Genomic DNA, 25291 nt, shown 5'->3' on the forward strand with positions numbered 1-25291 from the left:
CTATGCAGTCCGTTCGGTCGGAGCAAGGTGGGCGGTGAGAGCCTGCAAAAAACGCTCGCAGGCGGCGATCTGGGTCAGTTCGATGTATTCGTTGGCGGTGTGGCCTTGGTCCATGCTGCCGGGCCCGCACACCACGGTGTCGATCCCGGCCCGCTGGAAGAGTCCGGCCTCGGTCGCGTAGACAACTGTCTCCTCGGCAATGTTGCCGGTGAGGTCCTGAGCCAGTTCCAATGCGGCGCGCGGGCCCTCGGGGCTGAGTCCCGGCACCTTACCCAGCGGGACCATGCGGATATCAGCGGAGGGATTCTCCTGCTGGATTTCGGCCCGCAGCTGGGCCAGATCGTCCTCGACGCGGGATGTGAATCCATCCGGGTCGTCGCCTGGAATGGTCCGGAACTCAAACTCGAAGTCGCACTTGTCGGCAACGGTATTCACTGCTGCCCCGCCGCTGACGACGCCGACATTGGCGGTGGTGTAAGGCACCACAAAACTCTCGTCGAAGGGGCCGGAGAGCCGGCGTTCGTCGGCGAGGGAGCGGATGAATGCAATGGACCGGGCCGCGTACTCGATGGCGTTGACGCCGGTGGAGGTCATGGAGGAGTGGGCGGCAATCCCGCTGACACTGACGCGATAGAGCTGGCTGCTCTTGTGCGCTGAGACCGGGCGCATGCTGGTGGGCTCGCCGACAAAGCACAACCGGGGACGGATCCCGCGGGCGGCGAGCTCGGCCAGCAGGACGACGGCGCCGTGGCACCCGACCTCTTCGTCGTAGGTCCAGGCTAAGTGCAGCGGTTCTGCCAGCGGACGGGAGAGGAATTCCGGCAGGAGGCCCAGGATTGCACCGCTGAAGGCCTTCATGTCCGTGGTACCGCGGCCGTAGAGCCGCCCGTCGCGGACCTCGGGTGCGAACGGGTCGCTGTCCCACGCCTGGCCGTCCACGGGGACGACGTCGGTGTGCCCGGCGAGCATGATGCCGCCGGTGACGGCGCCGTCGTGGGCCGGAATCGTGGCGAAGATGTTGGCTTTGCGGCCGTCCGGGCTGGGGACGATCAGCGGCGTGAGACCGTGGGCGGTGAGCTCGTCCGCCATGCTGCGGATCATCGCAAGGTTGGAATTGCGGCTGGTGGTGTCGAAGGCGACCAGTTTTTTGGCCCACTCAAGCGCGGCGGCGCTGGGGGCTGCGCCGGCTGGAACGGCGGTGGGGGCTGAGCTGGCTGGAACGGCGGTTGCCGGGGCGGTGCTGGGCGTCATGGGCAGGTTCCTTGGAGTGGTGGACGGGCCGGGGCTGGATGGCCGGCTGCGGCGGCGTCGGCAGCCGGCTGGCTCCACGCGCTCCCATCAGTATTTGGCCCACCCACCGCACAAGTCAACACTTTGAACGCAATTTATTCATTATATTGAACGCACTGAGGAAGACGGCGACTAGAACGACGGCGGCGTCATGGCGCCGATCAGCACCGCATCTTCCGACGTTGAGTTGCGGTACCAGTGCGGCAGCGAGGAGTCGTAGGTCAGCGAATCGCCTTCCTCCAGGTCGTACCCTACGCCGTTGACGCAGACGTGGAGCCGGCCCTGCACCATGGTCACGCACTCCTCGCCGGCATGCTTGAAGGGAGCATCCTCGTTGTCCCATCCCGCCGCAATCTGGGCCCGGAGCATGCCCAGCTGGCCGCTCATGTGGGGTGTCAGGAGCTCATAGATGAGGTTGTCCTCGGCAACCTCGAGGCGCCGCCTGTCGGCGCGCCGAACCAGCGCCCCGCCCTGATCCTTGGTGTCAAAAAAACGCCCCACCGGAACCTTCAGGGCCTGGGACAGCTTGATCAGCGTGGTCAGTGACGGATTGCCCTGGCCGCGCTCGATCTGGCTGAGCAGACCCGGGCTAAGGCCGGCCGCCGCCGCCAGGCTCCCGATGCTGTACCCGGCCTCTCGCCGCAACTGCAGGACCAGCGCCCCCACGACTGTCATGGCGCGTTCCGCCTGATCCTCCACGCCGGGGAATTCCAGTCCTGCGCCGGGGCCGCCGTCGTGATTCTCCATTCCTCGATCGTCCGCCATAGTGAAGATATCGTCAAGATAATGAATCTGAGGGGAGCCGGCGGACTACCGGCCAGGCCGCTCCACCCGAGTTCGCTTACGCTCTTCGCGTTGGAATCCCGCGGAGGCCTGGTGCGGCTCGCAGCCGTCGCTGATCGGACAATACCCAATAATGCTCACCATGCTTACTATTGAAGCTCCGGTTGCCGGTCAGCCACGAGCTATTGGAACCGCCGTATCCGAGGAGTGCCGATGTCGCTGAGCAAGGGAACACCCGTGGAATGGAACACGCCTCAAGGCTCCACCCACGGCAAGATCGTGCAGAAGAAGGTCTCTGACTTTGAGCTGGACGGACGCACGCACCGGGCCAGCGAGGAGGAGCCGCAGTATGTGGTGGAGTCCGCCAAAACCGGGGCTCGGGCCGCGCACAAAGCCTCCGCCCTGACCGTGAAGGAGTAACGCCGTGGCCGGGCAGCACCATGACGTCATCATCATCGGCGGAGGCAACGCCGGCGTCTCCCTCGCGGCCCGCCTTGTCCGCTACGGCGTGAAGGATCTGGCCGTGGTGGAACCCGGGGACCACCACTTCTACCAGCCGCTGTTCTCCCACATCGCCGGCGGGAGGGCGAAGGCCTCCGACGCCGTCCGTCCCCAGCGTTCAGTCATGCCCCGTGGGGTGAATTGGATCCGGGACGGCGCCGTGGATATCGACCCTGCCAGCAACACGGTGACCTTGGCCTCGGGCACCCGGCTGGGGTATGGCCACCTGGTGGTCTGCCCTGGGCTGCAGCTGGACTGGGACAAGATCCCGGGCCTGGCCGACGCCGTTCATTCCCCGTCCGGCGCGTCCCACTACGAATTCGATCTGGCAGCCAAAGCCTGGACGCTTCTCAGCGGCCTCAAGACCGGGACCGCCGTTTTCACCATGCCCGCCGGGCCCATCAAGTGCGGGGGCGCCGCGCAGAAACCGATGTACCTGGCCTGCGACTACTGGCGCGAGCAGGGAGTGCTCCAGGACATCCGGGTAGTCATGGTGCAGCCTTACCCCACCGTATTCGGTGTGCCAGGAGTGGATGACGAGCTGAACCGCAAGGTTGCCGAGTATGGCATCGAACTGCGCCTAAACAGCGAGCTGGTTTCGGTGGCGGCCACGCAACAGACCGCTACGATCCGGAACAATGCCACCGGCTCCACCGAGGAACTGCGCTACGACGTGCTCAATGCCGTCCCGCCGCAGTCGGCGCCGGACTGGCTCAAAACAACGGACCTGCCCGCCCAGGGTGACTCCGGCGGATTTGTGGAAGTGGACCCGCAGACTCTCCGGCACGTCCGGTTCCCGAACGTCTGGTCTTTGGGGGATGCCGCGGCAACCACCAATTCCAAGTCCGGCGGTGCGTTGCGAAAGCAAACAAAGGTCCTGGCCAGGAACCTGGTTGCGGCCCTGAAGGGAAATCCCCTCACAGAGAAGTACGACGGATACTCAGTGTGCCCTTTCACGGTTTCGCGTTCTACGGTTGTCTTCGCCGAATTTGATGACCAGTACCGGCCCATGCCCTCTGTCCCGAAGGTCCCAACGTGGAAAGAGAGCCGCGCATCGTGGGTGGTGGACCGCGATATCTTCCCCCAGGTGTACTGGAACCTGATCCTGAGGGGCCGCGCGTAGTTGGTGCTGGTCGCGGACGATGCCGCCGGCGCCCACCCGCCCAGAACCAGCGAGGACCGGACCTTGACGTCGAAACGGTACAGCAGCAACGTGAGCCTGCCAACGGTTACTTCAGGCCAAGAACGCTCTTCAGCTTGACCAGCCATCGAGGGCCCTCAGGAAGTTTGTTCAATCCGTGCTGAACGGAATGTGCACTGGAGGGCCTCGGATGCGACACTTCCACGTTGACACCCGGGCGTCAGCACCCAGAAATGAACCTGCCAAGCGGACGACGGCGGGACCTCCCGCCGTCGTCCGCTTCCGTCTGGTGCCTACTGGCTGAAGGGGACCTTTTCCCAGGCCAGAACGTCCGCGCCATCGGCGCTGTTGCCGGCGACGGTGAACCTGACGTAGTTGGTGGCGTTGGCGGATCCGTCCACGGTGATGCGCTGCAGGTCATCGGCGGCGGGCTGGCCGTAGATGTCCAGCCAGGGTGAGCCCTCCGCGAGCGGCTGGTTCTCGGCGAAGACGTGGCTGTCGCCGTTGATGAGGTAAACCGGGGCGTCGAAGCTGTTGGTTTCGTCGATAATGGCCAGCACGATTTCGCGGAAGCCGGACATGGTGTCCGGCTTGGCGGTCGCGGCGGCGAGCAGGGACGGGTCGAACATGTCGGCCTGGGTCATCAGGACAATGGCACGGTCGTTGCGGCGTTCGGCGTCAGCGAAGGTGTCGCGGATCTGGGCAAGGACGGCGTCCGTCCGGTGCTCAACTTCGGCCAGCTGCTCGGGCGTGGCTGTGGTTTCGCCCAGGCCGGTCCACGGCTGCAGCGAGTTGTTGCTGCCCTGGATATTCAGCACGGAAAACGCCACCCGGTTCTGGGTGAAGCGGACGTTTTCCGGCAGCCCGAGGTCCGCCTGGGTCTTGACAGGCATGGTGGCGCCCAGGGTCTTGCCGGACTCGTCGAAGAAGACATCCCGCAGCTTGTCGAGCCGTTCCAGCGGGTTGTAGGCGCCGTTGTTGGTGCGGTGGCAGTCCACCCATTCGTTGTCGCCCGGGGTGAAGACCAGCGGGTGCTCGAAGGTGTCGAACTGCGTGCGGATGTTCTCGAAGTACTCGTCCGAGCAGACCGAGGAGCCGTTCTTGATGTCGCCCACGTGGGTGACAAACTTCAGCGCGCTGTCGGCGTTGATGTCCTGGATGCGGGCGGGGAACTTCGCGATTTCGGCCTCGCCGTAGGGGATGTCGCCGATCACGCCGAACGTGAACGCCTGGCTGTCGGCGGTGTTGTCGGCGGCGGCGCCGGTGGCGGAGGCGGTGGCGGAGGCGGGCTGGGACGCAAGGAGGCCGAGCGCCAGGACGGCTGCCGCCGTCGTCGTTTTGAAGGGCTTTGAAGGCATGGCGGTGTTCCTCTTCTTTGCGGGGTTGGGGTTTGAGGTGCGCGGCTTAGGCCGCGCGGGCGGTCAGGAACTGCTGCAGTGCGGCGAGGTCGTCGGTGTTGATGTGGTCCACGCCGGCGTCGAAGAGTTCGTTCCAGATGGCTTCGCGTGCGGTGCCGGGCGTGTCCGGGGTGGCCCAGAAGCGGACGCGGTAGCCATTGGCGTGCGCCTCGGCCACGTAAGCGCGCAGCTTGGCGCGCTCGGCCTCCGGCATGGGGCCCACACCCTGCCAGGTGAAGAGCTTGGTCCAGTTGTCGCTGACCAGCGGCATCAGGCCGGCAGGCTTTCCGGAGGTGAGGTCAGCGGAGCGGCCATCGTAGAAGCTGAAGCGCTTCTCCTGCGCCTGCATGGTGGCAAGGGGTCGGTTTCCGCTGATGACCGCGGTGACCGGGCCGGTCTTGGTGGTGCCGTGGCTATAGCGGCTCATGATGTCGCGGTACTCGGCCAGTTCCTGCTCGATTGCGGCGTAGGTGGATTCGCCGTCGCTCTTGATGTCGATCAGAAGCTGCAGGCTGCCATCCCACTTCGGGTAGACGCTGTGGCCCTGGCCGCGGACCAGTTCCTGGAGCGGATCGAGGTAGAGGCTCTCGAGCGTAACGCCGGGCTGGACACCCTCCCGGTCGTGGGCCACGAGCAGCTCGCCGTCCACCAGCCACACGTCCGCTTCCACGCTGGTGAAGCCACGCTCCAGCGCATCGAACAGGGGGCGGTCATGCTCATAGTCGTTGTGCGCATGCGCCTGGGCGAGCGGCTGGCCGACGACGACGGGAGCCGGCCTGGTTGCCTCTGCCGGGGCAGGGGCTGCTACTGTCCCGGCCAGGGAGGCAAGGACGGCGACGGCGGCAAGGGTGCTTTTCACAAACACGGAGTACTCCTTAGATACAGGGGATTCTCCGCCCGGGGCACATGGAACCTGCCGGGCAAAAGGGGACGTGAAAAGACTGCTGGTCGCGGGAGAACGCTGGAGGGCGTGCTGGTTGCTGGTGGGTGAACTGGGAAGGATCATTAGCGTGGTGCGATGACGCCCCCGCTGCGTGGCCCACGGGAGAGCGGCGCTCCGCGGCCGCGGCCAGCAGTTGCGGATCGGCCTGTAAATACCAGTACGTGCTCCCCGGCGACCCATGGCCCAAATAGGTCGACAGAATCGGCGGCACCTCGGCCCCGTCGCGGTCCTGGCGGTAAGCATCGAGCATCGTAGAAACAGCAAAGGTATGACGAAGATCATGCATGCGCGGCCGACACCGGCTCGAGCGCGGCAGGATCCCTGCCTTCCCCACCAGCCGGTGGAAGACGAGGTGCACGTTTTTATAAATCAGCCGCGTGCCCGGGACCATGGCACCCCCTAGCGCTCCGCGGTTTCCCCTTCCCTCGCAAGCTCGGGCGGGGACCCCTCCCGCTACGCTTAGAACTTGATGACTGCAGCACCGCCCGGCCCTTCAGCGCAACCCCCACCGCAGGGAACCCTCCTGCTTCTGGTGCGCCACGGCGAGACGCCGACGACGGGCACGGTACTGCCGGGCAGGGCGCCGGGACTGCACCTGTCCGTCCGGGGCCGAGCCCAGGCCGAGCGCGTTTCTGAACGGCTCTCCGGTCTACCGGTCAGCGCCCTCTATTCCTCGCCGCTGGAGCGCGCCTCCGAGACGGCGGAGCCGACGGCGGCCCGCACCGGATTGGCGGTGAAACGCGACGACGGGCTGCTGGAGTGCGATTTCGGCGAGTGGACCGGCGCCGCGATCGCGGACCTGGCGGCCCTGCCGGAGTGGCAGACCGTCCAGCACAATCCGTCCCAGTTCCGCTTCCCGGACGGCGAGAGCTTTCCAGAGATGCAGGCGCGGATCGTCGGAGCGATGGAGGCGCTGTACGCAGCCCACGCCGGGGGCGTCGTGGTGTGCTTCTCCCACGCCGATCCCATCAAGGCCGCCGTCGCCCACGCCCTGGGCACGCCTCTGGACCTCTTCCAGCGCATCGTCATCAGCCCGGGATCGGTGTCTGCCATTTCATTTGTGCCAGGTCAGGATCCCGCCGTGCTGATGGTGAATTCGACGGCGGAGTCGCTCAGCGGGCTTAGGGCGCCATGAAGTGGGGTCCAGGGTGTCCGGCCGCTCGCTGACCCTGCTCACCGAGGGCAGCATCGAACTGCTGGGTCTCATCCCGCGAAGCAGCAACCAGACATTCCTCGTCCAGGTCACCTGCCGCGAGGAAGAGGGGTACGCGGTCTACAAACCAGAGGCCGAGGAACGGCCGCTATCCGATTTCGAGCCCGGACTCTACAAGCGGGAGCGCGCCGCCCACCTGCTCAGCGAATCCCTGGGCTGGGGACTGGTGCCTTTGACGGTCATCCGCAAGGACGCGCCCTTGGGCGTCGGGTCCCCCTGCAGTGGTTCATCGAGTGCGACTTCCAGGAGCACTACTTCACGCTGTTCTAGGACGCCCCCGAGACCCACCACGAGCTGGCCCCGATCGCCCTGTTCGACTACGTCGCCAACAACACCGACCGCAAGAGCGGCCACGTGCTGCGCGGGGAAGACGGACGAATCTGGGGCATCGACCACGGCCTGTGCTTCTCGGCAGCCTTCAAATTACGCACCGTGATCTGGGATTTCGCCGGCGATCCCATCACCGAGGCCTTGTTGGAGGACATCGCCCCGCTGGCAGACGCTGTGCCTGCCGAGGTTGCCGAGCTCCTCGACGACGTCGAGGTCACCGCCCTGCAACACCGCGTGCAGCGCCTGCTGCACGCACGGACCTTGCCGGTTGACCGCACGAGTATGCGTTACCCGTGGCCCCTCGTTTGAGCGCCCGCGACGACCGGTGTGGACCCTGTGTCAAGTAGTACTGATGTCTCATCAGATTCAGATGTCTTTAAATCACACTCTTCGACCCGCGGCGGCCATGGCCTCCCGCAGGCGCTCAAAGTAGGAAGCCGTCAGACCTTCTACCCAGCCCGCCACTTTCAAGCGAAGGGTTTCAGTCGCAGTGGGCTCGATTTCCCTCAGCGACACTTCTAGTTCATCGCCAGGAACATCTCCCACCAGAGCAAGGTCAGCGGCGTTGGTCTCCTTACCGACCACTGCCCCTAGAACGACGCTTACCTGGGCGGGTGCCGGATGGGCGGCTTGAATATTGACTCGAAAATTCGACTCTTCCTCAGCAAGCGTGTATCCCTCACTCCTTCGAGGCGCCCCACCGGTGCCCATCACCCGGCATTGGATCTGCGCCGGGACCTGCAACTCACCGAACTGGCGTGTGAACTCGTCTCTTGCCATCTTTCCGAGTCGAGTTGCCGCATCAAAGTACACGCGCTCGTCGGATGTTGTGGCGTAGTACTGGCTGATCTCCGCCAAGCTTGCCGACGCACTCAGCGTGGGGGGACGCATCTGCGCTGCCACCACTCCGATCGTGTCCACTACGCAGGCTTCCACAAAATTGATAAATCCAGAATAAAGCTTTCGATCGGCAGCCTCTAGCGCATCAAAATATCGAGCTCGCTGATCAGCAAATATAACTAATGGAATTCCCGGTCGTCGGTAGAGGAATACTGAAGCCAGCGCACGGGCAACCCGTCCATTCCCATCAGCGAATGGATGTATGCACACGTATGCATAATGAGCATAGGATGCCTGGAGCACGGGATGGGCGGAGAGGAATCGCTCGCTCCTCAACTCGTCTATGAAACGCGCCATCTCAGGGGCGGTGTCCCAAACCGCCGCGTACTGGTGCACTCGCCCGGTAGACGGGTTCCATGGACTGTTCGGAAGCGTTTTGTAGACTCCCTTTGGCAGTGGCTGCTCCTGCTTCCCCAACGATGTAAAAACGGTGTACGTCTCTTGGCTGGCACAGATGATCGTGTGTAGCTCACGTATCCACATCTCGCTGACCGAGATGCTCTGCGTGGCCGCATCAAGAACATAGTCATACGCCTTGAGCGCGTCCTCAATCGCACTCCTAACTGGCACACCTTTATGTTCGACCATCGCTTCCCAGGTGGCCGCCTGCGTCGCAACGCTGTAAGTGAACCCGCGATCAACGGTGTATAGGCCTTCGATGGCGCCGGTATCCACCGCAGCCGATCGACTTGCCCTTTCGACGGCGGCCGTCAGCGCATCCTTCCCCGCGCTTACCAGCTTCTCCGCAAGCCGTATTTCTGCTCGTTCAACGATTGCGGGACTGAACTCGGCGTCAGTCCAGGCGCTGAACGAAGGGAAGGGTTCGTAGCCACCGCTCGCGGCGGGGTCGGCATCGCCCGGCAGCGCACTGACTGCACCGTCAATCGCTCGGGGGTTAGGGTCCATGTAAATCACCGTACCAAGCGTGCTACCGCAATGGCGCCGCTTGAGAGAAACGGTGCCGAAAAATGTTAACTCAACTACGGCAAGTCCGCTCCGGTCGAATCGGAGCCGACTTCAAAATATATAGCCGCTCGGCAAAGGCTATTCAGTTTCGGCAAGGCCCGTCGGGCAACTGAGCTGATGGGTTCCGCTCGAACCCTGACACTCTCGATTTGCGAAGGAGGCTATGTAAACGCATGCAATCCACCACTTCTGGTCTCCTTATTGCTTCTTTCCGACCCGGCAGCGACGTGGAACTGCCGCCAGACACTCCATCGACCCTCGATAATCTCGTAGCGGAAGAGTCGGTCGAGTGGCCGCAGATGAGTTCCCTGGCAGCTGACGCGGCAAATTACATGATGCCAGCATCATTCGGCGTCGGCATACCGCGCACGATTTCCAGCATGAGATCCCAAAGGTGCCTAGAAGGGTTCCCGAAGATCCAAACCGAGTCCTCGAGGTTGTTGGTCTCATGGGAGCCATCCGGGAGCAACTCGGCCTTGCTCTGACCGCGGATCTGGACGCGCGCCGTCTCATTTCGGAGGCCAGCGACGCAACGAGTGAGGAAATCGCGTTCAGGCTGCGAATACGTGCAATGGCGGAGATGTCTCCCTACTACACTCTCGGAGCCGTTCATTCACTGGCCAGCCTGACGCTTCGGAGCCTTTTGTTCTACCCGAGATTGCCCTGCAGATTGACCCAACCGGCCGGAAGTATCCGGTGGGTGGTGATAGCACGCAAGGCCTGGGAGACACTCAGTAGCCTGTCGTCCCTTTCAAGAAGCAAGAGCAAACGACACAGAGTGCACTCCGGGAATTGATCGCCGCTGTAACCTGTCTGCAGTCGTCCGCCGCCCTCAAGGCCTTGGATGAGCGCCGGGGCATGGATTTTCACCGGAGGCGCCCTCAATCAGTGGAACATAGGGCGCCGACGGCAGGAATTTACACCAACAATGACGGGCTGGCCACCCTTCGCATACCCGCCCATGCGCTGCAGCCCGAAAGGGTCCCAGATTTAATCCATGTAGCCACCCAGGCGGGCCCGTATTTGGTCGCACAGACGATGAGGCTCTTACGAACTAACTTGGGGCCGGCTCTGGGAGAAGAAGGATTTACGTACATCTGGTGAGCACTGATAACCCAAGCAGAAGGGCGACCTGGCCTCGTCGCCGTCACGAACCGATAGAGCGTCGGCGATTGAATGGTTAACAAAAGAGTGAAAATCGAGTCCCAAGACATCGACCTGGAGACTCTGCTGTCAAGCGGCTACTTCAGCATTCCTCGCTTTCAGCGTCCTCACTCCTGGACGGACGAGAATATTCCATGGGGCCGCCGCGGAGCGCCGGCATGGTATCAATTTACGTGCCCTTCGCACCTTTAGGCCAACACCACAATCAAGACCTTAAGCCCGTGGCCACCTCAATGCCGGCAGCTTCAGTGCGGTCATTCTCCTGAGAAGCGATGCCCGGACGCGGACATGACTCTCATCACAGAGAGCCGTTCTCCGACGAACCGCGAAGAGCTCTCAAACGAGGCTGCCCTGCTGCGGCGTAACGAACCCCTTTTCGACTGCCCGCTGAAGCACTTCCGGAACCCCTCCATCGTCGTCGTTTACAAATACTCGTACTTCGTTCTCCGCTCGGCTGACCCCTAGGTAAAGAAGTGACAGGAGCCGCGTCGTCTCATTCGGGGTCCGCGACCCAGGACTCAGGTCAGGGATCCCGGCGACCAAGACGGTGTCGAACTGCAATCCGGCCAGATACTCAACAAGTCCGACCACAAGTCCACGCTTCCGGTACCCTAGCCCCTCTATATCGCCGCGCCCAGCGATCGTGGAAACGTGGAATTTGGATGATTGGCCAATGAGTGACGCAAGCTCGCTGAACCGACTCCATTGACGCGTGTCAACGACAGCAAGCGCCATTCGCCCTGTCTGATAGCAGTCCTGAACAGCTCGCGCTATATCATTCTCCTCACCTGCACGGCTCGCAGACCTCAGCAGCCGCGGAACGGCGCCCGGCTCACGCGCAGACTCAATGGAACTAAAATCAATGTTCCACCCGCTACCCAAATCCAAAGTGGGGAACTCCAAGTGAATGTGTTCCACAAGATCAAGAATTTGCGGCGTGTATCGGTGGACGCGAGTCAACTCGAGGTTCGTTACCTCCCCGAGGTCGCCATCGACATCAGAGGAGGCTGATGATCGCGTTTCGTCTGAAGCTAAACCAATGAAGGCCTCAGACGGGGATTGCCTTGGGTCAAGTGCCATGAAAATCCTCGGGTAAACTGAAACATTTCGCGACAAATAGTGAAGGACTTGGCGCTCAAGGGGGTTAAAAAGGTGAAATTCGTCCACGAAAATCAGGTCGTAACCCTCGCTTCTACGGGCGCGGTTCCAAGAGTGCTTTTGAAGATCGTTCAACAAGTCAGCTAGGACCTGATCACCAGTCCAAAGACCTCGCGAGTCGAGGCTCTCCATGTAACGGGAATACAACTCGAAGACAACACGCAGGTCCGCATGATTAGCCAATGGGAGCATCCAAGCTGCTCTTTCCAGAGAATTGTAGCGACTCTCCGAACCCGCACCCGGAAATATTGCGGCAGCGCCGATGACGGATCCAAACTCAATCAAGAGATCCCACGCCAGCGCCATCCTCTCTTCGGGATCATTAGAGTCAAATCGATCCTGGAGAGCGCGAGTTACGCCCATCTTGAATGTTACCCAGTCACCCTGAATAAAGGCTTCAAGCAAGCTCAGAATTTCGTCAAGCTGCGCAAGCTTGCCACTGAAGCTGTCACTTCCTATGAGCTTATATGAACCGCCTTCGCTGCTACCAGGAGATATGGCCGCAGCTATCTCCAACAATGGGAAGACATCGATTTCAGGCAAAGGGCCCAAACCAAGCGCGTCCTTCGAATCCGAGATTTCTGTGGCGAGGGACCAACTGTGCGTAACCATCAAGATTCTTACATTGTCACCCGACTTCCGAGCCTCCAACAATTCACGTACGGCCTTCAGCATGAGGGCCACCGTCTTGCCGGAACCTGCCGGGCCACGGAGACGGACTGATTTGTCAGCGGGGGCGAGTACGAAAGCTTTTTGGTCTTCGCTGATAAGCGATATCCACTCGTCGTACGCCCACCCCCGCGTGGCCGTTTGCTCAAGCCCGGGCAGAGCTATCTCAACGTCCGACGGTTTGGTGACCTGTGAGTCCCTGAAGTGCTGATCTAACGCCGACACGGCGTCGATCCACTCCTCGTCATTGATGGGCACCGACGATCTTCTTGGCTCAAAATCCTGCAAAGTCACCTTGGTATCAGTCGCCTCCCAGAAAATTACGTCTGATCGGGGGCCGGTCAGCACTTCGCTGATCCAGCGAGTGGCTGGCGAACTGAAGCCAGGACGAGCCAAAAATGCTATCAAGTTGTTGTGCTTGTACTGATGCCAGGCACGCGGGAGTGTGAGAGTTCCAGCCGCTCTCGCGCGCTCAGCAAAAGCCGCCATCCTACTCAGAACAGCGCGTCGCTCCGACTTGAGCTGATGAGGCACTACCGGATCGTCTTCGAACTGCTCACGAACGATAACGACGCGTTGATCGTCGAGTCCTGTGTTCTTTGTGAGTAGGTACTCGGCACTGGTGCCCTCCCACAGGAACAGAGAGCTTGATGTCCTGACAGATGACAGGGTCACGCCTGTTGCTAATTCCTTGAGCGAGCTGGCAGTAGTAATAAGTGGCTTCAACTTATCTCCTCTATAAGTAGATCCGCGTGGACATCGCGCATTTCCTCATAAGCGTTTGGCATACCAATCGACATGAACACAAGTGCAAATCGCTGTGCGATCGCATGGGTATAGTTATCTTGGATACGCGACAGTCGCCTATATTCTAGAAGCGACCGCGACGGACCAAGAGATATATCCGGCTCCCAAATTTGCTCGAAATGCCTCAAATATGCGAAATAGCCTTCGTCGTATCTTTCGGCGAGTGCGGAGAGGAACAATGCGTCACCTGGGGTCTGCCTAAAGGCATCCTTAAGTCGATTGCCTATACTAGAACGAATATTCTTTTCGCTCTGCGCATTTGGAAGACATCGGTGCGCGCTCACTAAAGTGTTCACAGCTTCTGGCACAGATACTGGTATTGCATTTAGTTCTCGAATGCCGTCGATTATTCCCCCGAAAATACCTTTCTTATCTTCCGGAATCGACAGAAGACACAAAATATCCTCAGTCAGTTGTTCTTGTGGCCAAGCTTTCAGCCTCATCTCCGAAACATCGGGGGCCTCCAGATCGTGGAGGATCTTCCGGGCAGCCTCTACGAGCTTCTCCATCGCCTGTTCACGGATTTTCGGGAAGAGAAGTTCTAGAAGATACTCAGCTTTGGTCAGCAACGGCACACATGTCACACGCCCTAGGTGCTTGTCATGCGCAAAATCGCAGTCAGCAGTAATCACGAGCAAATGTCGGTTCCACACTGTCGATTCCTGAGAAACTTTCTCCAGGACGTCGCCCTGGCGAAGAGGTTCCGAGATCGCGACCGATCGGTATTCGGTGAAGCGCGCTTCCTCGGCCACACTTTCTCCTTTTCTATGACCGCAACAAGCCTGTCGGAATATTGTCGACAGGAACGAGCCCACTCAAAGCCACTCGTCAGACTGCGTCGCATATGACTCTAGTGGGAAGTCCGTCCGTAGCAATCAATGACCCATCCTGCCAGCAGCGGCGTCGTTGGAGAACGTCGTTCCGTCTTCAAGCACCGCGGCTTCTAATGACCACTTACCAGACCAAAGCCTAAGCAAACTTGTATGTCCTCGGTCCTAGGGCCCACACATGTCTAAACTTCCGCGACAGGAGCCGCGAACTGGGCCTCATACAACCGCGTATAAGCCCCGCCCGCCTCCAGCAACGAAGCGTGCGTCCCCTGCTCCACGATCTGGCCGGCCTCCATCACCAGGATGAGGTCGGCGTCGCGGATGGTGGAGAGCCGGTGGGCAATGACAAACGAGGTCCGGTCGGACCGCAGCGCGCTCATCGCCTTCTGCACCAGCACCTCGGTGCGGGTGTCCACGGAGCTCGTCGCCTCGTCCAGGATCAGCACCGACGGCCGGGCCAAGAACGCCCGGGCTATGGTCAGCAGCTGCTTCTCCCCCGCGGAGACGTTGGCTCCTTCGTCGTCGAGCACGGTGTCATAGCCCTCCGGCAGGGACCGCACAAACCGGTCCACGTAGGTCGCGCGGGCGGCCTCGAGGATTTCCGCCTCGGTGGCAGAAGGCCGGCCGTAGGCGATGTTGTCCCGGATGGTCCCGCCGAAGAGCCAGGTGTCCTGCAGCACCATTCCCATCCGTGAGCGCAGCTCGTCGCGGGTCATCGCGGTGACGTCCACGCCGTCGAGCGTGATCCGCCCGGCGTCGAGCTCGTAGAAGCGCATCATCAGGTTCACCAGGGTGGTCTTACCGGCCCCGGTCGGGCCGACGATCGCCACCGTCTGCCCGGGCTCCGCCACGAGACTCAGGGAAGAAATCAGCGGCTTGTCCGGCGAGTAAGCAAAGGACACGTCCTCGAACACCAGCCGCCCCCGCCCACCGGCAGGCGCCTCGGACGGCACAGGGTCAGCCGACTGTTCCTGCTCGTCCAGCAGCTCGAACACCCGCTCGGCCGACGCCACCCCGGACTGCAGCAGGTTCGCCATCGACCCGAGCTGGGCCAGCGGCTGGGTGAACTGCCGCGAGTACTGGATAAACGCCTGCACATCGCCCAGCTGCATCGCCCCGGACGCCACCTGCAGGCCGCCCACCACGGCGATCCCCACATAGACCAGGTTCCCGATGAACGTCATGGCCGGCATGATCAGCCCGGAAATGAACTGCGCGCCGAAACTGGCCTGGTACAGCTCCGCGTTCTTCTGCCGGAACCGCTCCTCCACCTCGCGCTGCCGGCCGAACACCTTCACCAGCGCGTGCCCGGTGTACGTCTCCTCGATCTGCCCGTTCAGCTCCCCCGTGTGCTTCCACTGCGCCACGAACAGCTTCTGCGAGCGCTTGGCGATCAGCGCCGTGGTCACCAGCGTCAGCGGAATGGTCACCAGGGCAATGATGGCCAGCGTGGGCGAGAGGATGAACATCATCACCAGCACGCCCAGCACGGTGAGCAGCGAGGTGACCGCCTGGCTGATGGACTGCTGCAGGCTCTGGGAGATGTTGTCGACGTCGTTGGTCACCCGGCTGAGCAGCTCGCCGCGCTGGATCGAATCGAAGTAGCGCAGCGGCAGCCTGTTGATCTTCGCCTCGATCCGCTCGCGCAGCCGGAACACCGTGCGCTGCACAATCCCATTGAGGACATAAGCCTGGATCCACATAAACCCCGAGGCCAGCACGTACAGCGCCAGCGCCCACAGCAGCACGTTGGCCAGCGCCGCGAAGTCGATCCCGGTACCCGGGGTCAGCGCCATAGCGCTGAGCATGTCCGCGCGCCGGTCCTCCCCCGCCGCCCGCAGGCCCGCGATCAGCTCCTCCTTGCCTACCCCGGCCGGCAGCTCCTTGGACACGACGCCGGCGAAGATCAGGTTGGTACCCTCCCCCAGGAGCCGCGGGCCAATCACGGAGAACGTCACACTCACGACGGCGAGCGCCAGCACCAGCACCAGCCAGAGACGCTCGGGCCGCAGCTGGCCCAGCAGCCGTTTGGCGGAGGGCCCGAAGTTCATCGCCTTCTCCGCGGGCACGTTTATCCCGGCGAACGGTCCGCCCTGGCCGGGGCCGCCGCGCGGACGGGGGATGCGTTCGACGGCGGCCGTCCCGCCGGGTGCAGGGGCGCTCATGCCGCCTCCTCCGCCGCGAGCTGGGAGTTCACGATCTCCTGGTACGTCGCCGACGTCTCCAGCAGCTCCTCGTGTGTGCCGTGCGCGACGATCCGGCCGCCGTCGAGCACCAGGATCTGGTCCGCGTCGATGATGCTGGAGACCCGCTGGGCGATGATCACCAGGGTGGCGCCGGCGGTGTGCAGCCGCAGCGCCTGCCGCAGTCGGGCATCCGTGGCGGTGTCCAGCGAGGAGAAGGAGTCGTCAAAGATGTAGAGCTCGGGCCGTTTCACCAGCGCCCGGGCGATCGCGATCCGCTGCCGCTGCCCGCCGGAGACGTTGGTGCCGCCCTGCGAGATGGGCGCGTCCAGGCCGCCCGCCATGTCCCGGACAAAATCCTCCGCCTGCGCAATGGAGAGCGCCCGCCAGCATTCCTCCTCAGTGGCGTCGGGTTTGCCGTAGAGCAGGTTGCTGCGGACCGTCCCGGAGAAGAGGTAGGGCCGCTGCGGGACCAGGCCGATGTGGCCCCAGAGCAGGTCCGGGCGCAGCTCACTGACGTCCACGCCGTCGATCCGGACCGAGCCGGAGGTGGCGTCGAAGAGCCGCGGCATCAGGTTCACCAGGGTGGTCTTGCCGGAGCCGGTGGCGCCGATGATCGCCGTCGTCTGCCCCGCCCGGGCGGTGAAGCTGATCCCGGACAGGACCGGCTGCTCGGCACCCGGGTAGTTGAATCCGACATCGCGCATCTGAAGCTCGCCGCGGCCGGTGCGGCCGGCGAAGTCCAGCGGGTGCTCCGGTGGCCGGACGCTGGATTCGGTGCCCAGCACCTCCCCGATCCGGTCCGCGGAGACCGCCGCGCGCGGGATCATGATCGCCATGAACGTGGCCATCATGACGGACATCAGGATCTGCATAAGGTAGCTCAGGAACGCGATCATGGTACCCACCTGCATGGAGCCGTCCTGGATCCGGAACGCGCCAAACCAGATCACGGCCACGGACGAGACGTTCAGCACCAGCATCACCACGGGGAAGGCGAGCGCCATCAGCCGGCCGGCGCGCAGGGCCGTGTCCGTGACGTCCTCGTTGGCAGAGGTGAAGCGGGCGGTCTCCACGTCCTCGCGGACGAAGGCGCGGACCACCCGGATGCCGGTGAGCTGTTCGCGGAGCACCCGGTTGACGGTGTCGATCCGGGTCTGCATGAGCCGGAACAGCGGGACCATCCGGATGATGATCAGCCCGATCCCGATCAGCAGCACGGGCACGCTGACCGCGATCAGCCAGGACAGCTGCACGTCCTGCCGGATGGCCATGACCACCCCGCCGATGCTGAGCATGGGCGCTGCCACCATGAGGGTGGCGGACATCAGCACCAGTTGCTGCACCTGCTGGACGTCATTGGTGGAGCGCGTGATGAGGCTGGGGGCGCCGAACCGGGTGACCTCCTGCTCGGAGAAGGCCGCAACCCGGCTGAACACCGCCCCGCGCAGGTCCCGGCCCACGGCCATCGCCGCCTTCGCCCCGAAGTACACCGCGGCGATGGCGCAGCCGATCTGCAGCAGGGTGACCAGCAGCATCACGCCGCCGGTGCCCAGGATGTAGTCCGTGTCCCCCTTCGCGACGCCTTCGTCGATGATGTCTGCGTTCAGGGTGGGCAGGTACAGCGACGCGATGGACTGCGCCAGCTGCAGAACGACGACGGCGAGCAGCAGCCGCCGCTGCGGCCGTAGGTATTCGACGAGCAGTTTCCAGAGCATCCGTACTCCAAGCCACGTGTCACGCAGAGTGATTTGGAGGTCAGTTTACGTCCGGATGCCGGGAGCTGGGGTCGACTACGCAAGTACCGTCGTCAGGCACCCCGTTCTCAGGCGGGCGGCGCCCCGGTCCGGCCGGACATTTCCTGGCCGATGAGTTCATAGAGGGCGAGCATCTCGGGGACGTCTGTGCCGGGGCATCCGTCCTCATCATCAAGCCATGTGAAGACAAAGTCGCTGGCCGTCAGCAACTCATCGTCCGTGAAGCCCTCCAGGCGGGCAGGGCACGAAGTGATGCCGGCAAGTCCCTGCTGCCACTCCTGAGCACTCCCGCGGGAGCGCGTTTCGAGAGACACTCCCCGTCCTCGGCTTACCTGGCCTGAAAGGCCGGACTGGCCTGGCTGTCCGCCGCGGACGCCGTCGAGAGTTTCCAGATCCTTCCGCAGCCCCGCGAGGGCGGCGGACTCGACGAACACTGCAGGGCCCAGGTGCACATGGATGTGGGATCCGGCCCGCAGTTGCCGGATTCTGCCGGTGATGCTGAACAGGTCGTCCCGGGAGACTCCGGTGAGGCTGCCACCGATGTCGATGTGGACCGTGTCCCGTGGGACGTCCAGACTGACGATCGCGAGGAGTTGGTGGTCCACGGACTCCGCCCACGACAGTCCCGATGCCGACTGGAAGCCGGGACTGGCTGTCCCATTTGACGGGGACGGTGATGGGGATGTTCCCAGGTGTGTCCCGGTGACGTGGACTTCCTCGCCGGCCGGAACGGTCCGCTGTAAAGTGCTTCCGGTTTCGGCGGGGGCTGACGCTGGCCGGCGGATCACGGTGTGGGACCCGTTCCAGGCAGCGCCGGAACTTGGCGGATGGAGCTGATTTCGACGGCGAGGTTCACGGTGCCTCGCGGATGTCCGCCGTCGAGTTCCACGCGAAGAGCCGCGGCGATGCTGCGCGCCAGCTCGGCGGCCGGCACGGTGCCGTCGGCTCCCACCCGGACGCTGACGGTTGTTGATGTCCCCTCCGTACCGAACCCGACGTACTCCGGAGAAGCGTCACCGGCCTCCGGATCCAGAGCAGCCCGGATCCGGCGCGCGGTGGTCTTCCAGGCCGGGTCGGCCGGGTAGACGGTGTGGACACCGTCCAGGGACAGGATGAGGTTACGGAGCTGTGAAGGGTCGGTCATGATCCTGTCCTTTCGTTCCGGGCGGGGAGGATGGCCGGAGTTCTGTGATGGTGATGTTTGCTGCTGCGAGGTTGAGTTCGGAGTGGGTTGCCAGGGCGGAGAGCAGTTCGCGGCGCAGGGTTGCGGCGAGGTCCGGGAGCCGGTGGCCGTACCGGGCCGAGACATTCACGTCGAGGGTGATGGGTGTTCCGGGGACGGTGACGTCTCCAGTGAAGCGGCATTTGCCGATCATGATGCCCTCGACGGCGTCTCCGACAGCCCTGACGAGGCCGGTGAGTGCTCCCTCGGTCTGGAACAGCCGGTCCCCGGGGAGGTCCGGGGTCAGCGGGATTTTACGCCCGGCTTTCATCTCGAGGTTCAGGTTGGAGAGAATGTTCTCCAGCCACGGGCCGTCGTCCTGCTCCGCCTCGGCGCGGTCAGCGGCGAGAAGTTCCTGGGTGAAATCCTGTAGCCGCCGCAGCCCTGACAGCCCGGCCTGGCACTGCGGGCAGGCCCGGATGTGTTCGAGATCATCCGATACTCCGGAGTCGAGGTATTCGCCGAGGTCTTCGATGGTGCGCCCGCAGCCTGGGTCGGTGGTGTCGTTCATCGCCAGTCCTCCATTTCTTTTGCCAGCGTGGTCCGTGCCCTGGCCAACCGTCCGCGGACCGTGGCGCTGGAAATATTCAGTGCTTCGGCGATGTCCTCATAGGACTGTCCGCCCAGTTCGCGAAGCACCCAACATCGCCGTTGTTCTTCCGGCAGCGCGGCCAGCGCCCGTTCCAGGGCCCGGCTGCGCGAGCCCGCCACGGCCGATTTCTCCGGACCAGGGGCTGGGTCATGCAGGTCCGGGACGTGCTCCAGCGCCGTGTGCGGCTTGCGGCGCCGCAAGACGTCCAGGGCGCGGTTTCCGGTGATCCGCATCAGCCAGGGCCGAACGGCGGCGGTGTCGCGAAGCCCGCCTATTTGTTTCCATGCCTGGACGAGTGCTTCCTGCACGACGTCGTCCGCGTCATCGTGCGCGCCGAGAATGCGGCGGGCGTAAGCACGCATCATTGAGCCGTATCTTCGTGCCAGGACCTCGAAAGCGTCCATGTCGCCGTCGCCGGCCCGTCGGGCCAGCAGGTCATCGCTGGCCTCGGCGAGGGCCTCCGTACGGGCCGTGAGTGCACTCACGCTCTCCCCTTTTGTTGTCGGAGCCGGTTAGTTGAAGGAGCCGGTTAGTTGTAGGAGCCGGTGGTTTGTGGCGCCGTTCGCGGCCGCCGTGACGCGGTGGTCCATGGTTTCCCGCCCCGGCCGATACCGGGCCGCGGGCGGAAACCGTGGTGGTGCGGGTTACTTGCTGAAGCCGTCTTTGAGCTTGCGGGCCGCGTTCTTGATGTTCTCGCCGATGTCGGCGGCCGCATCCTTGGCTTTCTCGCCGGCGTCCTTCAGGCCCGCAGCGGCCTGGTCTTTCTGGCCCTCGCGTTCCAGATCGCGGTCGCCGGTGAGTTTGCCGGTGCCTTCCTTGGCGGCGCCGAGGTGGTCCTGGACGGTGTTTTCTGCTTTGTCGTCGATACCCATGAGGGTGTCCTTTCCTTGTGGTTGATTCGCTGCCCGGGTGGTGGACCCGGGGGTGCTCCGTCGCCCCGGGAGGCTCAGCGGACGCGTTCGGTGCCGGACAGGCTGGACCTCAGCCCCGTGGTGATGCGGATCAGCACCGGCCCCTGGTCCCCGAGCACGTTGTCGAGCCCGGCGATGAGTTCCTCGCCTGTCTCGGCCAGGTCCCGGGGGGAAACGCCTTTGCGTGCCTGGAGTGCCAGTTTGATACCGTCAGTCCGCTTCACTTTCCAGGTGGTGACCGTGGCAGCGATGATCCGGTCATCGCCCCTGGTGGCATCGCGGACGGCCGCGGAGACCAGTGATGCCCCCACGGTGGTGGTGCCGGTCTGCTCCGAATCCTCCCGGTGGCCGGCCCGGTTGGTGCGCCCGCCTCCCTGGGAGACGATCCAGCCAACGAGCAGGACTATCAGCACGAGGGCCAGGACGAGGGCTGCGATGGTCCACCAACTGATGGACGCGCCCGGAATCGGCGCACCGGCCAAAACCGTGGCGATGTCCGCCAGCAGGGTTGCCCCTGTTGCAGTCCATCCGGCGGCGATGTCCGGGTTGAGGCCCGCCGCCGCGGTCAGCGCCCCGGCGGCGACCAGGATGAGGCCGAGGAGTCCAAGGAGCAGCCTGTTCAGGCCGCGGTGGGTTCCGCTCATATGCCCAGTGCCCCTTTCGTGCTGGTCCGGACGGTGATCCGCGGCGCGGCAGCGAGGCCGTACCGGGAGATTTCTTCCCGCACGGCGGCCTCAGCAGCCTTCGTATCGGCCGTGGTGCCGGAGCTCGGGTAGATCAAAACGTTGACAGTGCGGTTGCCGATGGTGGTGGAAACCTGTTCGGGGGCCAGCCCGGCAGCAGTGCGGGCCCGCCGCGACACGGCTGCGGCGATGACTTCATCATCGACGACGACGGCGGTCCGGTTACTCGCCAGGACGTGGCGGGGTCGGCGCCCTGCGCGCAGTGCCAGGACCAAGAAGATGAGGCCCACGAGTACCAGGCCCACGCCGGCGGCGACAAGCCCGGCCGGGATGGTGGTGACCGCGACATTCCCCATCCACTGCCCGATTTGCTCCGGTGCAGCAAGCAGCGCACGGCTCCCAGTGACGGACAGCAGGGTTTCGGCGCTCAGCCAGAGCAGGAGAAGAATCAGGGCCGACGCGGCAATGATGGACGTCAGGGCCCGCGAGCGGTGCGTTTCGCGGCGGGCGATCCGGCTGACGTGCAGCTCAGTGCTCATCGGAGTGTGCTCTCCTTTTTCTTCTCATACAGGCCGCCCAGGCGGATATCGACCCGGGCCACGGAGGCCCCGGCGATAGTCAGCGCCCGGGCGATGATGTCCGAGCGCGCCCGCCCGGCCCGCTCATACAGGGTCCCGCCCGCTGCCTGGACGGCAGCGGGGTTTCGGGCCGCCTCGGTGAGGGATGGCATGGGCAGCGCCACGTCCACCAGAACGCTGAGGTGTCCTTGATCGTCGTGGACGCGGGCTTTTACTTCGCTGGCCGGGACCCGGAACGCACCGGCGGCTATGGCCTCGACCGTGTGATGGAGCGCGGCCGACGTGATTCTGGTATGTCCGGCGCGGCGCCCCGTGCGGGGCGCCGCTTGTACGGTCTCCGGGCGCTCGATGGTGCCGGCGCTCATGAGGAGGAGCGCTTGCCGCGCAATGCGTCGAGGACTCCGCCCAGATCAAGCCGGCCTTCCGCGCTGCGGCCCAGGACCGCGCCAATGGCCATAAACAGCGTCACCAGCAGGAATCCCCAAAACCCGAATGCCAGCGCCGTGATAGCCAGGGTCGCCCCGATCGCGATGCCGGTGACCATCGGGGTCACGAGACGCGCGCTTCGCGGGAGGAAGCTGCGGCCTTCTCATCATCGGAGGCGTCGTCGTCGTCGTCGGATGGGATGTGAATGTCGGTGATGGTGACGTTGACTTCGGTGACCTCCATGCCCACCAGATCCTCCACGGCGCCGAAGACGGCGTCGCGGACATCATCGGCGACCTTCTGCAGCGGATGCGGGTACTCCACCACCAGGGTGATGTCGACGGCCACCTGGGTCTGGCCGACCTCTACGGAGACGCCCTGGGTGAGATCCTTCTGGCCGACGGCGTCGCGCAGGGATCCCATCATTCGGGCTGCGCCGCCGCCGAGGGCGTAAACACCCGGGATGTCCTTCGTGGCGATGCCGGCGATCTTCGCCACGACACCGTCAGCGATGGTGGTGGCGCCGCGGCCGTCTTTGCCGGCCTTGGCAGGCGCCGGTGCGGACTGCGGGGCGGGCTTGAGATCATCGGGGGACTTACCCTGGGGCTGTGTCGACAAGAGAATCACTCCTAAGTAGGTGTTCATAGACAGTTTTTACGTGGCGCCGGTGAGTCGCCTACAGGAATGAGACGCTGCCGAAGCGGCAATCGTCACGCCATCCGGCATGTGTTCTGCATCACACTCACCGACTTGATTGCCTCGACTAGCTGCGCCGGGCGCGGCCAGGAGCTCAGTGCCGGGCCTTGCGCCGGCGTCGGATGCCGGCCGCATANCTGAACCCAGGACGAACACAGCCGCCGCGGCGCCCAGGAGAAACAGCGGCAGCACCAGTGCCGGGATCCAGAATCCGGGTCCCCGCGACGGAAGAGCCGGGACGCCGCCGGGTGGAGACTGCGGCTTCGACACCACAGCCTTACCCAGCCGGTGCGTCGTCGTCCGGAACGGGAATGGCCCCGTCCGGGCCCGCCCCGCCGGAGCCCCCGCCTCTCCTGGCGGACGGAATCGCGGCACCCTCGGGTGCGGGTATGGTGTGGTGCTCGTTCATGGCAAGTCCTTTCGGTTCCCGGCGCAGGACCGGCTTGGCGCGACGCACCCCCCGATGCCTGACGACGGCCAGGGTGGCCGTCCCGGGGGAACCTTTGTGACGCCTTTCACACTAGCCCTCAAAGGTGCCCGGTGTCCTCCGCCGGCCGCCGAAAGATCCGCGGAGTGCACTCTACCCGGGGTCTTTTCGGAGCCGCCGGCGAAACGGACTGCCACCGCGCCAGATTACTAAGCATGCTTGCTTTTAGGCTCCGCGCAGTGTTTAGTAAGTCCGGACGCTGCGTCTTCGGACCGCACCACCCGCACCCGCACCCCTGAATGCTGAGGAAAAGAATTGGAAGATACACTCAAGGCCGGCCTGGCCACCGTCGTGGAATTCGTTCCCAAACTGGTCCTGTTCCTGGTCATCCTGATCATTGGCCTGCTGATCGCCAAGGCCATCTCCAAGGCGCTGTCCAAGCTGCTGCACAAGGTCGGTTTCGACCGGGCCGTGGAGCGCGGCGGCGTGAAGAAGGCCCTCGCAAACTCGTCGCTGGATGCCAGCGACATCATCGCCAAGATCATCTACTACGCCCTGGTGCTTTTTGTGCTCCAGTTCGCGTTCGGTGTCTTCGGACCCAACCCGGTCAGCACCCTGCTGGCATCGATCATCGCTTTCCTGCCCCGCGTTGTTGTGTCCATCATCATCGTGATCATCAGCGCCGCGATCGCCGCCGCCGTGAAGACCCTGATCCAGGGATCCCTGGGCGGACTCTCCTACGGTAAGGTCCTGGCCAACATCGCCAGCATCTTCATCCTGGGCATCGGCATCATCGCGGCCCTGAACCAGGTCGATATCGCCACCACCGTCACCACCCCGATCCTGGTCGCCGTGCTGGCTGCCATCGTCGGGATCCTGGTCGTCGGCGTCGGCGGCGGCCTGATCAAGCCGATGTCCCAGCGCTGGGAGCAGTACCTGAACAAGGCCGAGGAAGAAGCCCCCCGGATCAAGGCCCAGGCCAAGAATGCGCCCCCGGCCACCGAGCAGATCAAGGACGCCGCGCAGAAGCACATGCCGGCGGACGAATCCAGGGGCACCGGCGCACACCGTTCCTGATCTAGACCCCGGCGCCCGGACCGGCTGGCCCGCACGGCCGGCCGGCCCGGACACCGGGCCGAGCGGGTTTCCTGCGTGAGCCCAACAGACATCAGAAGGAGAGACATCGTGGCAGTCCCTGGCGGGTCCCCCGGCACACCCGCTCCCGTTCCGGAGAGCCAGCCATCCGGAGAACGTACCCGATGGTCCACTCACCAACTACTGTCGATGGCGGCCCGGTCCGTTGAGCGTCGATGGGACAGCTCCCTGGCCCGGCTCGGCCTAACCCATGCCGGCGTTCTGGCGCTCAAAGGCCTGGTCCATTCCGGACCGGTCAGCCAGGAAGCGCTGGCGGCGCTGATCCGGGTCCAGGCCCAGACCATTGGCCGCGTCCTCGGCCGCCTCGAATCCGCAGCCTACGTTGCCAGACGCCGCAGCCGCTCTGACCGGCGCAGCTATCTGGTGAGCATCACCGAAACGGGCCGCCAGGTACTCAAGGCAGCACAGGATTCGGAACAGAATCTACTCCCCGCCCGCTTCCGCTCCGGCTCGCTGCACCGGGAACTCACTGCGCTCATCGACGTCGACAAGCGGTAAAGCAGCCGCCCCGCTGGTGTGACATGGGATGCGGAGGTCCGGGCCCCGCCGTGCGCGGGATCGGCCCCTGT

26 protein-coding genes are annotated in these 25291 nt (G+C 63.9%); 6 read left to right on the top strand and 20 right to left on the bottom strand.

Translation table 11 applies throughout. The annotated features are described in order from the left end of the window. On the bottom strand, positions 1–1251 hold the full coding sequence (gene argE, locus AC50X6_RS14500; protein ID WP_494966900.1) for an acetylornithine deacetylase: 1251 nt from the start codon (positions 1249–1251) through the stop codon (positions 1–3). A gap of 171 nt (positions 1252–1422) precedes the next feature. Next, positions 1423–2037, bottom strand: a complete 615-nt coding sequence (locus AC50X6_RS14505) for a helix-turn-helix domain-containing protein (RefSeq protein WP_494966901.1) — start codon at positions 2035–2037, stop codon at positions 1423–1425. 249 nt (positions 2038–2286) lie between these two features. Here AC50X6_RS14505 and AC50X6_RS14510 point away from each other — a divergent pair, with 249 nt between their 5' ends. Both AC50X6_RS14510 and AC50X6_RS14515 read left to right on the top strand, forming a co-directional pair. Beyond that, positions 2287–2493, top strand: a complete 207-nt coding sequence (locus tag AC50X6_RS14510; RefSeq protein WP_494966902.1) for a hypervirulence associated TUDOR domain-containing protein — start codon at positions 2287–2289, stop codon at positions 2491–2493. Between the two features lie 4 nt (positions 2494–2497). Beyond that, entirely contained in the window at positions 2498–3697 is a 1200-nt protein-coding gene (locus AC50X6_RS14515) for an NAD(P)/FAD-dependent oxidoreductase (protein WP_494966903.1), read from the top strand. 311 nt (positions 3698–4008) lie between these two features. Here the strand turns inward: AC50X6_RS14515 and AC50X6_RS14520 are convergent, their stop codons facing one another. After that, positions 4009–5073: a hypothetical protein gene (locus AC50X6_RS14520; protein WP_494966904.1), complete on the bottom strand. Its 1065-nt coding sequence runs from the start codon at positions 5071–5073 to the stop codon at positions 4009–4011. A 46-nt stretch (positions 5074–5119) separates the two neighbouring features. Beyond that, positions 5120–5977 carry a phosphatidylinositol-specific phospholipase C/glycerophosphodiester phosphodiesterase family protein gene (locus AC50X6_RS14525; protein ID WP_494966905.1) on the bottom strand — a complete coding sequence of 286 codons (858 nt, stop codon included), beginning with the start codon at positions 5975–5977 and terminating at the stop codon, positions 5120–5122. A 547-nt stretch (positions 5978–6524) separates the two neighbouring features. On the opposite strand from AC50X6_RS14525, the gene AC50X6_RS14530 reads away from it, so the two are divergent. Then, positions 6525–7190 carry an MSMEG_4193 family putative phosphomutase gene (locus AC50X6_RS14530; protein WP_494966906.1) on the top strand — a complete coding sequence of 222 codons (666 nt, stop codon included), beginning with the start codon at positions 6525–6527 and terminating at the stop codon, positions 7188–7190. Positions 7191–7379: 189 nt separating this feature from the next. Here AC50X6_RS14530 and AC50X6_RS14535 read toward each other — a convergent pair whose 3' ends face one another. Next, positions 7380–7664, bottom strand: coding sequence for a hypothetical protein (locus AC50X6_RS14535; protein ID WP_494966907.1), 285 nt, complete (start codon positions 7662–7664; stop codon positions 7380–7382). 36 nt (positions 7665–7700) lie between these two features. Here AC50X6_RS14535 and AC50X6_RS14540 point away from each other — a divergent pair, with 36 nt between their 5' ends. Then, positions 7701–7907 carry a hypothetical protein gene (locus tag AC50X6_RS14540; RefSeq protein WP_494966908.1) on the top strand — a complete coding sequence of 69 codons (207 nt, stop codon included), beginning with the start codon at positions 7701–7703 and terminating at the stop codon, positions 7905–7907. A gap of 72 nt (positions 7908–7979) precedes the next feature. Here AC50X6_RS14540 and AC50X6_RS14545 read toward each other — a convergent pair whose 3' ends face one another. The 15 genes from AC50X6_RS14545 to AC50X6_RS14615 form a co-directional block, all read right to left on the bottom strand. Continuing rightward, a complete protein-coding gene (locus AC50X6_RS14545) occupies positions 7980–9404 on the bottom strand; it encodes a Fic family protein (RefSeq protein WP_494966979.1) in 1425 nt (474 codons plus the stop codon). Between the two features lie 1560 nt (positions 9405–10964). Beyond that, complete coding sequence (locus AC50X6_RS14550; RefSeq protein WP_494966909.1) at positions 10965–13181, bottom strand: DEAD/DEAH box helicase; 2217 nt, start codon at positions 13179–13181, stop codon at positions 10965–10967. Continuing rightward, positions 13178–14014, bottom strand: coding sequence for a hypothetical protein (locus tag AC50X6_RS14555; RefSeq protein WP_494966910.1), 837 nt, complete (start codon positions 14012–14014; stop codon positions 13178–13180). Before AC50X6_RS14555 ends, AC50X6_RS14550 begins: the two co-directional genes overlap by 4 nt. Before the next feature lie 260 nt (positions 14015–14274). After that, positions 14275–16257 carry an ABC transporter ATP-binding protein gene (locus tag AC50X6_RS14560; RefSeq protein WP_494966911.1) on the bottom strand — a complete coding sequence of 661 codons (1983 nt, stop codon included), beginning with the start codon at positions 16255–16257 and terminating at the stop codon, positions 14275–14277. Then, a complete protein-coding gene (locus tag AC50X6_RS14565) occupies positions 16254–17993 on the bottom strand; it encodes an ABC transporter ATP-binding protein (RefSeq protein ID WP_494966912.1) in 1740 nt (579 codons plus the stop codon). The genes AC50X6_RS14560 and AC50X6_RS14565 overlap by 4 nt, the downstream gene beginning before the upstream one ends. Before the next feature lie 107 nt (positions 17994–18100). Next, positions 18101–18637 carry a hypothetical protein gene (locus tag AC50X6_RS14570; RefSeq protein WP_494966913.1) on the bottom strand — a complete coding sequence of 179 codons (537 nt, stop codon included), beginning with the start codon at positions 18635–18637 and terminating at the stop codon, positions 18101–18103. Between the two features lie 179 nt (positions 18638–18816). After that, the gene (locus AC50X6_RS14575) at positions 18817–19176 is read right to left on the bottom strand and encodes a hypothetical protein (protein WP_494966914.1); all 360 of its coding nucleotides are present in this window, start codon (positions 19174–19176) and stop codon (positions 18817–18819) included. Beyond that, positions 19151–19765 carry an Asp23/Gls24 family envelope stress response protein gene (locus AC50X6_RS14580; protein ID WP_494966915.1) on the bottom strand — a complete coding sequence of 205 codons (615 nt, stop codon included), beginning with the start codon at positions 19763–19765 and terminating at the stop codon, positions 19151–19153. Before AC50X6_RS14580 ends, AC50X6_RS14575 begins: the two co-directional genes overlap by 26 nt. Next, positions 19762–20331 (bottom strand): RNA polymerase sigma factor, encoded by a 570-nt coding sequence (locus AC50X6_RS14585; RefSeq protein WP_494966916.1) that lies wholly within the window; start codon positions 20329–20331, stop codon positions 19762–19764. Before AC50X6_RS14585 ends, AC50X6_RS14580 begins: the two co-directional genes overlap by 4 nt. Before the next feature lie 159 nt (positions 20332–20490). Further along, on the bottom strand, positions 20491–20718 hold the full coding sequence (locus tag AC50X6_RS14590) for a CsbD family protein (RefSeq protein WP_326966291.1): 228 nt from the start codon (positions 20716–20718) through the stop codon (positions 20491–20493). Between the two features lie 74 nt (positions 20719–20792). Then, positions 20793–21401, bottom strand: coding sequence for a hypothetical protein (locus tag AC50X6_RS14595; protein WP_494966917.1), 609 nt, complete (start codon positions 21399–21401; stop codon positions 20793–20795). Next, entirely contained in the window at positions 21398–21979 is a 582-nt protein-coding gene (locus AC50X6_RS14600) for a hypothetical protein (protein ID WP_494966918.1), read from the bottom strand. The genes AC50X6_RS14595 and AC50X6_RS14600 overlap by 4 nt, the downstream gene beginning before the upstream one ends. After that, complete coding sequence (locus AC50X6_RS14605; RefSeq protein WP_494966919.1) at positions 21976–22383, bottom strand: hypothetical protein; 408 nt, start codon at positions 22381–22383, stop codon at positions 21976–21978. Before AC50X6_RS14605 ends, AC50X6_RS14600 begins: the two co-directional genes overlap by 4 nt. Further along, the gene (locus AC50X6_RS14610) at positions 22380–22571 is read right to left on the bottom strand and encodes a DUF2273 domain-containing protein (protein ID WP_326966295.1); all 192 of its coding nucleotides are present in this window, start codon (positions 22569–22571) and stop codon (positions 22380–22382) included. Before AC50X6_RS14610 ends, AC50X6_RS14605 begins: the two co-directional genes overlap by 4 nt. Beyond that, entirely contained in the window at positions 22568–23089 is a 522-nt protein-coding gene (locus AC50X6_RS14615) for an Asp23/Gls24 family envelope stress response protein (protein ID WP_494966920.1), read from the bottom strand. The genes AC50X6_RS14610 and AC50X6_RS14615 overlap by 4 nt, the downstream gene beginning before the upstream one ends. 793 nt (positions 23090–23882) lie before the next feature. Between AC50X6_RS14615 and AC50X6_RS14620 the strand changes: the two genes are divergently transcribed. Next, a complete protein-coding gene (locus AC50X6_RS14620; RefSeq protein ID WP_494966921.1) occupies positions 23883–24644 on the top strand; it encodes a mechanosensitive ion channel family protein in 762 nt (253 codons plus the stop codon). Positions 24645–24851: 207 nt separating this feature from the next. Then, positions 24852–25220, top strand: a complete 369-nt coding sequence (locus tag AC50X6_RS14625; protein WP_494966922.1) for a MarR family winged helix-turn-helix transcriptional regulator — start codon at positions 24852–24854, stop codon at positions 25218–25220. Positions 25221–25291: the final 71 nt, after the last annotated feature.

Source organism: Pseudarthrobacter sp. HLT1-7 (assembly GCF_059383435.1).

Coding starts and splice junctions, on each gene's coding strand:
- argE (WP_494966900.1), bottom strand. CDS start 1,251: ATGACGCCCAGCACCGCCCCGGCAACCGCCGTTCCAGCCAGCTCAGCC.
- AC50X6_RS14505 (WP_494966901.1), bottom strand. CDS start 2,037: ATGGAGAATCACGACGGCGGCCCCGGCGCAGGACTGGAATTCCCCGGC.
- AC50X6_RS14510 (WP_494966902.1), top strand. CDS start 2,287: ATGTCGCTGAGCAAGGGAACACCCGTGGAATGGAACACGCCTCAAGGC.
- AC50X6_RS14520 (WP_494966904.1), bottom strand. CDS start 5,073: ATGCCTTCAAAGCCCTTCAAAACGACGACGGCGGCAGCCGTCCTGGCG.
- AC50X6_RS14530 (WP_494966906.1), top strand. CDS start 6,525: ATGACTGCAGCACCGCCCGGCCCTTCAGCGCAACCCCCACCGCAGGGA.
- AC50X6_RS14545 (WP_494966979.1), bottom strand. CDS start 9,404: ATGGACCCTAACCCCCGAGCGATTGACGGTGCAGTCAGTGCGCTGCCG.
- AC50X6_RS14560 (WP_494966911.1), bottom strand. CDS start 16,257: ATGAGCGCCCCTGCACCCGGCGGGACGGCCGCCGTCGAACGCATCCCC.
- AC50X6_RS14565 (WP_494966912.1), bottom strand. CDS start 17,993: ATGCTCTGGAAACTGCTCGTCGAATACCTACGGCCGCAGCGGCGGCTG.
- AC50X6_RS14575 (WP_494966914.1), bottom strand. CDS start 19,176: ATGACCGACCCTTCACAGCTCCGTAACCTCATCCTGTCCCTGGACGGT.
- AC50X6_RS14580 (WP_494966915.1), bottom strand. CDS start 19,765: ATGAACGACACCACCGACCCAGGCTGCGGGCGCACCATCGAAGACCTC.
- AC50X6_RS14590 (WP_326966291.1), bottom strand. CDS start 20,718: ATGGGTATCGACGACAAAGCAGAAAACACCGTCCAGGACCACCTCGGC.
- AC50X6_RS14595 (WP_494966917.1), bottom strand. CDS start 21,401: ATGAGCGGAACCCACCGCGGCCTGAACAGGCTGCTCCTTGGACTCCTC.
- AC50X6_RS14600 (WP_494966918.1), bottom strand. CDS start 21,979: ATGAGCACTGAGCTGCACGTCAGCCGGATCGCCCGCCGCGAAACGCAC.
- AC50X6_RS14605 (WP_494966919.1), bottom strand. CDS start 22,383: ATGAGCGCCGGCACCATCGAGCGCCCGGAGACCGTACAAGCGGCGCCC.
- AC50X6_RS14615 (WP_494966920.1), bottom strand. CDS start 23,089: ATGAACACCTACTTAGGAGTGATTCTCTTGTCGACACAGCCCCAGGGT.
- AC50X6_RS14625 (WP_494966922.1), top strand. CDS start 24,852: ATGGCGGCCCGGTCCGTTGAGCGTCGATGGGACAGCTCCCTGGCCCGG.